The following is a 12,838-nucleotide window of genomic DNA, read 5'->3' on the forward strand; positions in this document are numbered from 1 at the left end:
GCAAGGCTGACCCACCCTACGAACTGCGCGTCTCCACCCACCTTGCGTTGCAGCAACGCCTCATCCACAATCGCCCTCAGCGGTGACGTCCTGTGCGCAAGAGCACCCGGGCAGATCATCGGCAATAACAAACTGAGGAAATTGCGAATGAGGAATGGAATGCTGCATCTGGCCGCGGCAACGGCGCTGACCCTGGCGCTGTCGGTCACCACGGCCAGTGCCCAGAAAAAATATGATCCGGGCGCCAGCGACACCGAGATCAAGGTCGGACAGACCATGCCGTTTTCGGGACCGGCGTCGGCCTATTCGTCGATCGGCAAGACCCAGGCCGCCTATTTCAAAATGATCAACGACCAGGGCGGCATCAATGGTCGCAAGATCAACCTGATCCAGTATGACGACGCCTATTCGCCGCCGAAAGCCGTGGAGCAGATACGCAAGCTCGTCGAGAGCGACGAGGTGCTGCTGACTTTCCAAATCATTGGCACGCCTGTGAACGCGGCCGTCCAGAAATATCTCAATTCCAAGAAGGTGCCGCAGCTGTTCGCAGCGACCGGCGCCTCGAGGTTCACCGATCCGAAGAACTTTCCGTGGACCATGGGCTACAATCCCAACTACTTCGTCGAAGGCCGAATCTACGGCCAATACATTTTGAAGCAGCATCCGGACGCCAAGATCGGCGTGCTCTATCAGAACGACGACCTCGGCAAGGACTATCTGAACGGCATCAAGGCCGGCCTCGGCGACAAAGCCGCCAAGATGATCGTGACCGAAGCGTCCTACGAGGTCTCCGATCCGACCGTGGATTCGCAGATCCTCAAGATCAAGGACGCCGGCGCCGATTTGTTCTTCAGCGCCACAACGCCGAAGCAGGCCGCACAGGCGATCAAGAAGATCGCCGAAATGGGCTGGCATCCGATCCAGATCGTCGACATCAACGCCACCTCGGTCGGTGCGGTGCTGAAGCCGGCAGGCCTTGATGCGGCCAAGGGCCTGATCAGCGTCAACTACGGCAAAGAACCGCTCGATCCAACCTGGAAGGACGACGCCGGCCTGAAGAAGTATTTTGACTTCATGGCGAAGTACTATCCGGACGGCGACAAGGACTCGAACTTCAACACCTATGGTTATGGCACAGCCCAGCTCCTGGTCCATGTGTTGAAGCAATGCGGCGACAACCTGACGCGCGAGAACGTCATGAAGCAGGCGGCGTCGCTGAAGGACGTCACCAGCGATATCGCGCTGCCCGGTATCAAGGCCAACACCTCGGCGACCGACTACCGCGTCAACAAGCAGCTTCAGATGATGAAGTTCAACGGCGAGCGCTGGGAGCTGTTCGGCCCGATCCTGGAGGATGCCGGCCCGATCGATTAGTTCTCGGAAACAACTGCCTCAACGACGTCATGCCCGGGCTTGTCCCGGGCATCCACGTTCTTGGAGCGGCAAGGCAAGGGCGTGGATGGCCGGGTCAAGCCCGGCCATGACGGCGGAGGGAGATGCGCGCAGAGACATCTACTCCGGTATCTCCCCAAAATTCTTCCCCACCGGCAGTACCGCGTGCCGGATCAGCCGTGAATCCTCCACCGCGGCCTGCCGATGCTTCACCGCTTCACGATAGACGGGATCGCGGATCATCTCGACGAAGGCGGCAACGCTTGGATATTCAGCGATGAAGCAATGGTCCCAGCGCTCCTCTTGCGGGCCGATCAGCATCAGCTCGAATTTGCCCTGCCAGACGATGCGGCCGCCGAGGCGCTCGAACACCGGGCCGCTCTCGCGGCCGTAGGCCGCATAGGCTTCCGCGCCGCTCGCCTTGCGGCCGTCTGGATAGGCGGCCTCTTCGCGCAAGCGCACGAGGTTCAGCATGTGGATCGGGCCGGGGCGGTCGTTGTCCCGGAACTGCGCAAAAATCTCCTTGCTCGGATCGATATGGCCCATGCCGGTTCCCTCTTGTTTTATGCGGGCGATCCTAGCTCTGCCGCCCGGCGAGCGGAACTGCGGCAGGCGAATGCCGCACCTCCTAATCGCGCGTTAAGCTCTGGGTAACCGGGCCTTAAACTGCGACCGGTAGCGTGCGGCGGGGCGGGCTGACCGGGCGTTTTGTGTATGGCGTGGGGAAAGAAAAAGGGTGGGCGGAAGGAGCCGTTGTTCGGCTTGCCTGCTGCGCTCGCCGATCTGCGCCTGACCGCGGCCGACCGCGTCCCCGGCGGCGAGGACAAGCCGAAGAAATCAACGAAACCATCCGCCAAGCGCAAGAGCGAGGATGCAGGCGACGAGCCGCCGCGCGAGCGGAAGGCACAAGCCGGCCGCAGCGGCGCCAAGCGCCGGTCGAAATCGGGTGGAGGCTTCAGCCTCGGCCGCCTCGTCTATTGGGGTGCGGTGCTCGGCCTGTGGGGCATGATCGCGGTGATCGGCGTCGTGATCTATGTCGGCGCCCATCTGCCGCCGATCCAGTCGCTGGAGATTCCCAAGCGGCCGCCGACGATCCAGATCGTCGGCATCGACGGCAGCATGCTGGCGCAGCGCGGCGAGATGGCGGGCGCCAACGTCTCGCTGAAGGACCTGCCGCCCTATCTGCCGAAGGCCTTCATCGCCATCGAGGACCGCCGCTTCTACTCGCATTTCGGCATCGACCCGATTGGCATCCTGCGGGCCCTCGTCACCAACGTACTCCATCGCGGCGTCTCGCAGGGCGGCTCGACCTTGACGCAGCAGCTCGCGAAAAACCTGTTCCTGACCCAGGAACGGACCATGGCGCGCAAGCTGCAGGAGGCGGAGCTCGCGATCTGGCTGGAGCGCAAGCATTCCAAGAACGAGATCCTGGAGCTCTATCTCAACCGCGTCTATTTCGGCTCGGGCGCCTATGGCGTCGAGGCCGCTGCGCAGAAATATTTCGGCAAGTCGGCGAAGGACGTCACCGTCGCCGAGGCCGCGATGCTGGCGGGCCTCGTCAAATCGCCGTCGCGGCTGGCGCCGAACCGCAATCCGGAAGGCGCGGAAGCGCGCGCGCAGATCGTGCTCGCGGCGATGGCGGATGCCAAGTTCATCACCGAAGCACAGGCGCAGGCCTCGATCGGCCACCCCTCCTACAACGTGAAGCCGGCCGGCGCCGGCACGCTCAACTACGTCGCCGACTGGATCGGCGAGGTGCTGGACGATCTGGTCGGCCAGATCGACGAGAGCATCAAGGTCGAGACCACGATCGATCCGAAGCTGCAGAGCGTGGCGGAAGCCGCCATCATCGACGAGCTCGCGGCCAAGAGCGTCAAGTTCAATGTCAGCCAGGGCGCGCTGGTGGCGATGACGCCCGACGGCGCGGTGCGCGCCTTGGTCGGCGGACGGAACTATTCCGACAGCCAGTACAACCGCGCGGTCACTGCGAAGCGCCAGCCGGGCTCCTCGTTCAAGCCGTTCGTGTACCTGACCGCGCTCGAGCAGGGGCTGACGCCGGACACGGTGCGCCAGGACGCGCCGATCGAGGTCAAGGGCTGGAAGCCCGAGAACTACACCCATGAATATTTCGGCGCGGTGACGCTGACGCAGGCGCTGGCGATGTCGCTCAACACCGTCGCCATCCGCCTCGGTCTCGAGGTCGGGCCGAAGAACGTGGTGCGCACCGCGCACCGGCTCGGCATCTCCTCGAAGCTCGAGCCCAATGCCTCGATCGCGCTCGGCACCTCCGAAGTCTCGGTCGTCGAGCTTGTCGGCGCCTATGCCCCCTTCGCCAATGGCGGCTTCGCCGTGGCGCCGCACGTCGTCACGCGGATCAGGACGCTCAGTGGCAAGCTGCTCTACATGCGGCAAGCGGAAGAGCGCAACCAGGTGATCGACCCGCGCTATGTCGGCATGATGAACACGATGATGCGGGAGACGCTGATATCAGGCACCGCCAAGAAGGCGGAGATCCCCGGCTGGCCGGCGGCCGGCAAGACCGGTACCAGCCAGGATTATCGCGACGCCTGGTTCATCGGCTACACCGCCAACCTCGTCACCGGCGTCTGGCTCGGCAATGACGACAACTCGCCGACCAAGAAGGCGACCGGCGGCGGCCTGCCCGTCGAAGTCTGGTCGCGCTTCATGCGCACGGCGCACGAGGGCGTGCCGGTGGCCGCCTTGCCGAACTCGCAAGCGAGCTGGGGCCTGTCGAACCTCGCGCAGGCGGCATCGCAGGTATCGCCGCCGACGGCGACGACAGCACCCGGACCGGCACCGGCGAGCAGTGGCGGCTATCGCCCTCCTCCGACGCGCGCGAATGTGCGGCCGGAAGCCGCAGCAGGCCTCGACGGCTGGCTGATGGACCGGCTGTTCGGCGGAAATCGGTAGCTTCGAGCTGAGGTCCCCAGGGCCTCAAAACAAAAAACGCGAAAACAACCCCATGCACAGTAGCCGGTGATGTCAGGCGCGCCGCACGGTGGATTGTAGGAAACGTTTGATCCGGCGGGGCAAATCGAGCGTGCCGCGCAATCGTCGCGAGGTGCGGCGAGCATCGCGCAAAGCGCGCTGACGTCGCCCCACTCTCAACTGTCATTCCCCGCCACCGGGTCTCGCCTTGGGCGAGCCCGATGACAGGCTCCAGCGGGGAATCCAGTATTCCGAGACGTCGAGATTCAAAACAGCTGCCGCGGCGTACTGGATCGCCCGCCTTCGCGGGCGATGACAGTGATGGATGCGGCCAGCAGCGTTTGCTCGGGCTGACATCGCGCCACGGCTTCGGCAAGTCCTGCCCAAGGCAAGTCCTGCCCAAGACGGCAAGATTTACCGATGCCGAAATATCCCTGAACGCCAAAACACCAGTCTCTTAAAGGCTCCGACATCGGCCCAGGAATTGCTCTCTTAGGTTGAGTTCCGAAGACTCGGGTTTATTTAGTGGGAAGGAGCGTTCCATGATTACAGGTCTATCCAGCGCGGCGTTGCCCTATCTGCGCCCTGCATCAACGACCGGTTCCAATGCGACAACGACATCGGATCTCCAGCCGGAGGCGTCGACTGCAACTGACGCTGCGACCAGCAGCCCCGGAATCAGCGTGTCGCAACTCAAGCCGCTGCAAGGCGCCAAGCCGATCTCAGTGGCGGATAACCCGGTCCTGCGCGACCTGATGGCAACGAATTGGCTGATGACCCACGGCGCGAACGCGACTCAACCGGCCGTCTCGGACGATGCACCTGAGAACACCTATGCCCAGGTGAAGGTTGACGGCAAGGTGGTGGCCACACTGTACAATGGCGGGTCCTCGACGATGACCAACGCGGCGGCCGCAAAGATCGGCAAGCTCGAGGATCCTCCCGGTCTGAGTGGACCTGATCTGGCGCAATGGCGAGCCGACAATTACGCCAAGCTGCTTGGCGGCACCGTCGAAAAAGCATCCACCGCGATCACGCAATCGCAATGGACACCGCGTCAGAGCAATTCTGCGACCTATAGTCGCGATCAACTCGACGCGGTCTTCCAAGCGATGCTGGCCGAGGGCCAGAAGGCCGCCGTGCAACTGCAATCGTCCTATCTCGCCTCGCGCGCGCAGCCGGGGACAAGCGCAGATATCAGCGCCTGACCTGAGAGATGGTTTGAGGACGCGCGGCATCCGGGCGACGAATTTTGTCAAAGCACATCAAGCAAGATCATCCCGGCTGACGCCGAACAACGAGCAGCCATCGTCGGCGTTCAACGCCCGCGATGTCGCACGACGAGAGCTGCTCGCCTTAGATAGTCCGATGGTCGGTCGTTCGGGAAAATCGGGAAGCGTGGCACGAGACGCACTGATGTCGCCCCGTCCTCCGCTGTCATTCCCCGCGAAAGCGGGGAATCCAGTACGCTGTGGCTTCTCGGCTTAACAATGACCGCCTCTGGAATACTGGGTCGCCCGGTCAAGCCGGGCGACGACAGTGAGTGTTGGGCTAGCAGCGAGGCCTAGTCTGCGACGAGGATCAATCCTCGACCCCATAGCGGTGCAGGTCGTTGCCGTGCGTATCGAGCCACTTCTTGGCGCGCTCCATCGACGGGCAGGCCTTTCCGCAGACGCGCCAGAACCGCGCCGAGTGGTTCATCTCGACGAGATGGGCGACCTCGTGCGCGGCGAGGTAGTCGAGCACGTAGGGCGGCGCGAGGATCAGGCGCCAGGAGAACGACAGCGAACCGGCCGAGGTGCAGGAGCCCCAACGGCTGGACTGATCGCGGATCGAGAGGCGCTTGACCCTGACGCCGAGCTCGACGGCATAGGCCTCCGCCGAGCGCTGGAGATCGTGGCGCGCCTCGCGCTTGAGGAAGTCGCTGACGCGGCGGTCGACATGCTCGACCCCGCCGGCGACGCAGAGAATGCGTTCACCGCTGTCGCGCACTTCCGTCCATACCGTGCCGCGCGTGCCGGCACGATGAACGATACGATGGGCCGTGCCGCGTAGCGGTATCACTGTGCCGGGTTGGAACGGCGCAGCCTTCGGCAAACGGCCGAGACGTGCAGCGATCCACGCGCCGTGACGTTGTGCGAAGTCCTTGGCTTCGGCCAGCGTGCCGCGCGGCGGGATGGTGAGGATGGCTTCGCGATCGCTCGGATGGATTCTGAGCGTGTAGCGGCGCGCGCGGCGGTGCCGACGCAATCGAATCGCAAAAAACTGCGATCCATGGGTGATGACCAGGGTCTTCGGCTCGTGGGGCCGTCGATAGAGGAGTGCGCGAGTGGCCATGTCTGTCAGTCCGGGGGGCAGGAGGGCGCCCGGATTCTGCCATAACCGCCGCCAGGGAAAGCGCTCGGCGCAAAAACAAATCATTTGCCCAATATACAGCGGTCTAGCGTCCGGGAGACCCTACAGACTGGGGTTGGAACCCGGTTTTTTCGCCCCCGCTGGACGCATGCGGCACCCCCAAGGGCTGAGGTGGGACTCACTCCTATAAGGCTACCTAAATACCGCGAATCTGGAGGGAACCACCCCCTGCCGGAACCTCTGACAGGGCGCCGATTTTCAGCGGGAAAGCCGAAAAACGCGTTTATTCGGCCGCAAGAGCCTGCAACGAGCTCGGATTCGCAGCCGAGACCATGAAGTCATGGATGCGCGGCACGATTTCCGACTTGAATCGCGAGCCGTTGAACACGCCGTAATGCCCGACGCCCTTCTGGACGTAATGAACGCGGCGATGATCGGGGATCGAGCTGCACAATGTGTGCGTTGCTTCGGTCTGACCGAGCCCGGAGATGTCGTCGTTCTCGCCTTCGACCGTCATCAGCGCCACGCGCGTGACCTTCGAGGGGTCGACGCGTGTTCCGCGATGGGTCATCTCGCCCTTCGGCAGCGAGTGCTTCACGAACACGGTGTCGACCGTCTGCAGATAATACTCGGCGGAGAGATCCATCACCGCGAGATATTCGTCGTAGAAGTCGCGATGCTTGTCGACGAGGTCGCCGTCGCCCTTCACCAGATTGGCAAACAGGCGCTTGTGGGCGTCCATGTGCCGGTCGAGGTTCATGCTGATGAACCCGTTGAGCTGCAGGAAGCCCGGATAGACGTCGCGCATCATGCCCGGATGCGGGAACGGCACCTTGGTGATGACGGTGTTGCGGAACCAGTCGATGCCGCGCTCCTGGGCGAGCTTGTTCACCCCGGTCGGATTGCGGCGGGTGTCGATCGGGCCGCCCATCAGCGTCATCGACGTCGGCACGAAGGGGTCGCGCCGCGCTTCCATGATCGAGACGGCGGCAACGACGGGAACGGAGGGCTGGCACACCGCCATGACATGGGTGTTGCCGCCAAGGACGTGCAGCATCTCGATGACGTAGTCGATGTAGTCGTCGAGATCGAAGCGGCCTTCGCTCAGGGGCACCATGCGGGCGTCGGCCCAGTCGGTGATGTAGACCTCATGCGCCGGCAGGAACGCCTCGACCGTGCCGCGCAGCAGCGTCGCGTAGTGGCCGGACATCGGCGCCACGATCAGCACGCGCGGCTGCGGGCTGCGCAAGGGACGGGCGAACTTGCGATCGAAGTAGAGCAGCTTGCAGAACGGCTTTTCCCAGACCGAGCGGACCTCGACGGGAACGCGGATGCCGTTGACCTCGGTGTCGTTGAGGCCCCATTCCGGCTTGCCGTAACGGCGCGTGGTGCGTTCGAACAATTCACAGGCCGCGGCGACGGACTTGCCGACCTCGGTGCGCGCCCACGGATTGAGGGGATTCTGAAACAGGAGCTTGGTCGCATCGGTGACCGCACGCGCCGGATTGAGAGAGGCCTGCCCCATCTCGTACATCCAGTACATCGGCGTCGTCAGGACCGGACTGCCTTCGGCCGCCAGGGGCGGCGCGCCGCCGAACTCACCAATAGGCATCGTTAAAATCCTCTTCGCATCGCAACATACTGCCGAATGCGTAATATTGCGTCAATGCATGGTTCCGTACATCTACGGAGCCGGAACGGCTAAATCAGCCTGAATCCACGGGAAAGTGAGATTATTCACCGCTCGAGAGCAGCGAGCCGTGCTTCTTGGCGCTCCGCAAAAGGGCAAGGAATGCCCCAAAAGATGCAACCAGCAGCACCGCGTTGATGGCCAACGCACGCAACATCAGATCGATCCGGAGGGTCTGTTCGATCAGGAGCGCCCGCATTCCCTCGAACACATAGGTCGGCGGCAGCGACCAGGCGACGTACTGCAGCCATGCCGGCAGCACGCTGACGGGATAGTAGACGCAGGCGAGCGGCATGATCGCGAACATCAGGGTCCAGACGATGCTCTCGGCGCCAAGGCCGTTTCGTAAGACCAGCCCCGAGACGAAGATGCCGACCGCCCAGCTGGTGAAGATCAGATTGCAGAAGAACGCGATCAGCGGCAGACCGAGGGCATAGACGTTGAAGTGAAACAGGAACAGCGCGAGCAGCGTCATCGGGATGACGCCGATCGCGAGCCGGATCATGCTCATGATCATCAGCGACAGCAGAAACTCGATCGGCTTCAAGGGGCTCATCATGAGGTTGCCGATGTTGCGCGCCCACATCTCCTCCAGGAACGAGATCGAGAAGCCGAGCTGGCCGCGGAACAGGATGTCCCAGAGGATGACGGCGCCGATCAGCGTGCCGCCGGCGCGCGCGAAGAAATTGGCGTTCTCGGCGATGTAGAGCTGGAGAAAGCCCCAGGTGATGACCTGGAGCGCGGGCCAATAAAGCAGCTCGAGCAGCCGCGGCCAGGACGACATCAACAGATACCAGTAGCGCAGGATCATCGCGCCGATGCGATGGATGGAAATGCCGCGGTGGAGGGAGAGCTCGGTCATCGCGCCGCCTCCTTCGCACCGTTCACCCGCCCGCGCGCGACGTCCAGGAACACCTCCTCCAGCGTGGTGCGGTTGTAGCGCGCCATGATGGCCTCCGGCGTGTCGTCGTCCTCGATGCGGCCGCGCTTCATGATGATGACGCGGTCGCACAGACGCTCGACCTCGAGCATGTTGTGCGAAGCCAGAAGGATGGTCGCGTTGTTCTCCTTGCGATAGCGCTCCATATGCGCCCGCACCCAGTCGGCCGTATCCGGGTCGAGCGAGGCGGTGGGCTCGTCCAGCAACAAAAGCGCGGGCTGGTTGATCAGCGCCTTCGCCAGCGCGACGCGGGTCTTCTGCCCGGCGGAGAGCTTGCCGTTGGCGCGGTCGATGAATTCGGTGAGATCAAGCTCGTCGGCCAGCCTGGCGATGCGATCGGAGACGTTCTTCACCGCATAGAGCTTGCCGAACACGGTGAGGTTCTGCCGCACCGTGAGGCGCATCGGCATGTCGACATAGGGGCTCTCGAAATTCATCCGCCCCAGCACCGCCGCGCTCTGCTCCGGCATCCGATGCCCGAGCACCTGCACGCGGCCGGAGGTCGGCAGCACCAGGCCCATGATCATCGCGATGGTCGTGGTCTTGCCGGCGCCGTTGCCGCCCAGGAGCCCGGTGATGCTGCCACGCGGCAGCGAAAAGGAGATATCGTCGACGGCGCGGGTCTGCTTGTAGACCTTGACGAGGTGATCGACCGCAATGGCCGCAGAGGAGCCGCGCTCCGCGACAGTCGGCGGACTTGAAGCTTTGTCGTTCCCGGTCATGCTAGCCGTTCTTCTGCTATTGCAGCGGATAGCGCAAGGCTTGTAATCCGGGTGGTTCCGCGAGCCCCGCGTTTGTGACCGAGAAGGCACCGCCACATTGGCCGAGATGACTGAGACTGCCGATACCGATTTCCGCCACGCACAGCGGCATATCCGCCTGGACACGATCCTGCGGCTGCGCTGGCTCGCGGTGCTCGGCCAGCTCGCGGCGATCTTCATCGTGGCGCAGGGGCTGGAGTTCAACGTCGAGATCGTCCCCTGCGTCAGCATCATCGCGCTGTCGGCGGCGCTCAACCTGGCGCTCCAGACCGTGTCCAATCCGCTGCAACGGCTGGAGCCGATGCAGGCGGCCGGACTGCTCGCGCTGAACATCGTGGAGCTGGCGGGGCTGCTGTTCTTCACCGGCGGGCTGCAGAACCCGTTCTCGTTCCTGTTCCTCGCGCCCGTTCTGATCTCGGCCACGGCGCTGCCGGCCCGCCTCACCTTCGGCCTCGGCCTGCTCGCGGTGGCCTGTGCTTCGGTCCTGTTCTTCTTCCATCTGCCGCTGCCCTGGGATTCCGACGATCCCCTGGTGCTGCCGCCGATTTATCTCATCGGCATCTGGCTCTCGATCGTGCTCGCGATCGGCGTCACCAGTCTCTACTCGTTCCAGGTGACGGAGGAGGCGCGCAAGCTCGCCGACGCGCTGGCTGCGACCGAGCTGGTGCTGACACGCGAGCAGCATCTGACCCAGCTCGACGGCCTGGCCGCCGCAGCCGCGCACGAGCTCGGCACGCCGCTCGCGACCATCTTCCTGATCTCGCGCGAGCTGGAAAAGACGGTGAAGGACCCAAGTTTCGCCGCCGACCTGAAAACCCTGCGCGAGCAGACCCAGCGCTGCCGCGACATCTTGAGCAAGATCACCCAGCTTTCCTCCGAAGGCGCGCCGTTCGACCGCATGAAAATGTCTGAGCTGATCGAGGAGGTGGTGGCCCCGCACCGCGATTTCGGCGTCGACATCAAGGTGCGGATCGCGGTGGCGGCCTTCGCCGAGCCGATCGGCTCGCGCAACCCGGCGATCCTCTACGGCGTCGGCAACATCGTCGAGAACGCAGTCGATTTCGCCCGCACCACCGTCGAGGTGAATGCATGGTGGAACAAGGACACGATCGAGCTCGTGATCTCCGACGACGGCCCGGGCATTCCGCCCGATATCCTTAACCGGATCGGCGAGCCCTATTTGTCGCGGCGGCGCAATCTGGATGACGGCGGCGGCGAGCGGCGCGGGCTCGGGCTTGGCGTGTTCATCGCGCGCACCTTGCTGGAACGCACCGGGGCCAAGGTCTCGTTTACCAACCGGACCTTTCCGGAACACGGTGCTGTGGTTCACATCAATTGGCCGAGAGAGCGTTTTGAGACTATCGAGACGCTCGAAGAAACAATAGGATAGGCCGCGACCTTGCGTCGCACAGCAGGGCCGATCGACTATTTGCGGCCTTGGCACCGCCTGATTGCGACGCCATATGTAGATGTGCAGAGAGAGGACAACACCTTGAACGCCATCGCCGAACTGAACGAACAGACCGACCGCTCGCTTCTCATCGTGGAGGACGACAAGCCGTTCCTGGAGCGGTTGTCGCGCGCGATGGAGACCCGTGGCTTTGCGGTGACGTCGTGTGACACCGTCTCGGATGGCCTCGCGCAGATCGGCAAGGCCGCGCCCGCATTCGCCGTCGTGGATCTGCGGCTCGGCGACGGCAATGGTCTCGACGTCGTCTCCGCGCTAAAGAAGAAGCGCCCCGAAGCCCGCGCGATCGTGCTGACCGGCTATGGCAACATCGCCACCGCCGTGACCGCCGTGAAGATGGGTGCGATCGATTATCTGTCGAAGCCCGCGGATGCCGACGACGTCGTCGCCGCCCTGCTCTCGACCAGCTCGGAGAAATCCGAGTTGCCGACCAACCCGATGTCCGCCGACCGCGTCCGCTGGGAGCACATCCAGCGCATCTACGAGATGTGCAACCGCAACGTCTCGGAGACGGCGCGCCGGCTGAATATGCACCGTCGTACGTTGCAGCGGATTCTGGCGAAGCGCGCGCCGCGGTAACGGTCTCGTAGGGTGGGCAAAGGCGCGTAGCGCCGTGCCCACCAACTCTGCTTCAATTTTGATCGGCTTGGATGGTGGGCACGCTACGCTTTGCCCACCCTACGGCGTCTACGCTAATCCACCCTACGACTTCATTCCCAAAAATCCGCGTGGCCCTGCGGGTCGACCAGACGGTTGATCCGGAGCGCTGCCGCCATCGCGAAACGCACCGTCATCTGCTTGCGCGTGGCGGCCTGAAGCTTGTGCTCGGGCGCCTCGCACTGCATGTGCGCGCCATAGGCGTCCGCAATGATCAGGCCGGTGTCTTGCGGGAAGATCTCGCACGGCAGATCCTGCGTGAAGGCGAAGAACAGCCGGTCGCAATGGGCGCGGTATTCGTGCCATTTCTGGTCGGCACGCAAATCCTCGACCGACGATTTGATCTCGACGATCCAGATCTCGCCGCGCTCGTTGAGCGCCACCAGATCGGCGCGCCGGCCCGACGGCAGCGGTAATTCGCTGATGCAGGTAAAGCCGAGCGAGCGCAGCAACCGCGCCGTGCCGCGCGCGATCGCAAGCGCCGTCTCGGACTGGCGGCGATCGGGCGGCGGAACGAGAGCGATGTTGCGGGCGGGGCTGTCCATGGGGGGAGCTTAGCCGATTCCGGTTGGTGCGGACACTGTCCGATGAACCGCGGCCACACGCTCATCTGTCGTCCCCGCGAA

At 63.7% G+C, this 12,838-nt stretch carries 11 protein-coding genes; 5 read left to right on the plus strand and 6 right to left on the minus strand.

Going from position 1 to position 12,838, the window contains the following annotated elements:
• The first annotated feature begins 147 nt into the window (after positions 1–147).
• Entirely contained in the window at positions 148–1,374 is a 1,227-nt protein-coding gene (locus tag ABIB99_RS19500) for an ABC transporter substrate-binding protein (RefSeq protein WP_354177162.1), read from the plus strand.
• Between the two features lie 138 nt (positions 1,375–1,512).
• On the opposite strand, the gene ABIB99_RS19505 is transcribed toward ABIB99_RS19500, so the two are convergent.
• Complete coding sequence (locus ABIB99_RS19505) at positions 1,513–1,938, minus strand: DUF1330 domain-containing protein (RefSeq protein ID WP_028149366.1); 426 nt, start codon at positions 1,936–1,938, stop codon at positions 1,513–1,515.
• Between the two features lie 168 nt (positions 1,939–2,106).
• On the opposite strand from ABIB99_RS19505, the gene ABIB99_RS19510 reads away from it, so the two are divergent.
• Positions 2,107–4,323 carry a transglycosylase domain-containing protein gene (locus ABIB99_RS19510; RefSeq protein WP_354177164.1) on the plus strand — a complete coding sequence of 739 codons (2,217 nt, stop codon included), beginning with the start codon at positions 2,107–2,109 and terminating at the stop codon, positions 4,321–4,323.
• Positions 4,324–4,883: 560 nt separating this feature from the next.
• Positions 4,884–5,549, plus strand: a complete 666-nt coding sequence (locus ABIB99_RS19515; protein WP_354177401.1) for a hypothetical protein — start codon at positions 4,884–4,886, stop codon at positions 5,547–5,549.
• A gap of 373 nt (positions 5,550–5,922) precedes the next feature.
• On the opposite strand, the gene ABIB99_RS19520 is transcribed toward ABIB99_RS19515, so the two are convergent.
• From ABIB99_RS19520 to ABIB99_RS19535, 4 genes are all read right to left on the minus strand, one after another.
• The gene (locus ABIB99_RS19520) at positions 5,923–6,762 is read right to left on the minus strand and encodes a M48 family metallopeptidase (RefSeq protein WP_063980051.1); all 840 of its coding nucleotides are present in this window, start codon (positions 6,760–6,762) and stop codon (positions 5,923–5,925) included.
• Positions 6,763–6,979: 217 nt separating this feature from the next.
• A complete protein-coding gene (locus ABIB99_RS19525) occupies positions 6,980–8,308 on the minus strand; it encodes a polyhydroxyalkanoate depolymerase (protein WP_071909004.1) in 1,329 nt (442 codons plus the stop codon).
• A gap of 121 nt (positions 8,309–8,429) precedes the next feature.
• On the minus strand, positions 8,430–9,248 hold the full coding sequence (locus ABIB99_RS19530; RefSeq protein ID WP_063980053.1) for an ABC transporter permease: 819 nt from the start codon (positions 9,246–9,248) through the stop codon (positions 8,430–8,432).
• A complete protein-coding gene (locus ABIB99_RS19535) occupies positions 9,245–10,048 on the minus strand; it encodes an ABC transporter ATP-binding protein (RefSeq protein ID WP_354177166.1) in 804 nt (267 codons plus the stop codon). Before ABIB99_RS19535 ends, ABIB99_RS19530 begins: the two co-directional genes overlap by 4 nt.
• Before the next feature lie 106 nt (positions 10,049–10,154).
• On the opposite strand from ABIB99_RS19535, the gene ABIB99_RS19540 reads away from it, so the two are divergent.
• Together ABIB99_RS19540 and ABIB99_RS19545 are read left to right on the plus strand one after the other, a co-directional pair.
• Positions 10,155–11,477 (plus strand): ActS/PrrB/RegB family redox-sensitive histidine kinase, encoded by a 1,323-nt coding sequence (locus ABIB99_RS19540; protein WP_028149359.1) that lies wholly within the window; start codon positions 10,155–10,157, stop codon positions 11,475–11,477.
• A gap of 102 nt (positions 11,478–11,579) precedes the next feature.
• Positions 11,580–12,134 carry an ActR/PrrA/RegA family redox response regulator transcription factor gene (locus tag ABIB99_RS19545; RefSeq protein ID WP_014491094.1) on the plus strand — a complete coding sequence of 185 codons (555 nt, stop codon included), beginning with the start codon at positions 11,580–11,582 and terminating at the stop codon, positions 12,132–12,134.
• Positions 12,135–12,265: 131 nt separating this feature from the next.
• Here ABIB99_RS19545 and ABIB99_RS19550 read toward each other — a convergent pair whose 3' ends face one another.
• Complete coding sequence (locus ABIB99_RS19550) at positions 12,266–12,757, minus strand: MmcB family DNA repair protein (RefSeq protein WP_063980055.1); 492 nt, start codon at positions 12,755–12,757, stop codon at positions 12,266–12,268.
• Positions 12,758–12,838 lie beyond the last annotated feature (81 nt).

This window comes from Bradyrhizobium sp. LA6.1, from assembly GCF_040547805.1.
GTDB classification, from domain to species: domain Bacteria; phylum Pseudomonadota; class Alphaproteobacteria; order Rhizobiales; family Xanthobacteraceae; genus Bradyrhizobium; species Bradyrhizobium barranii.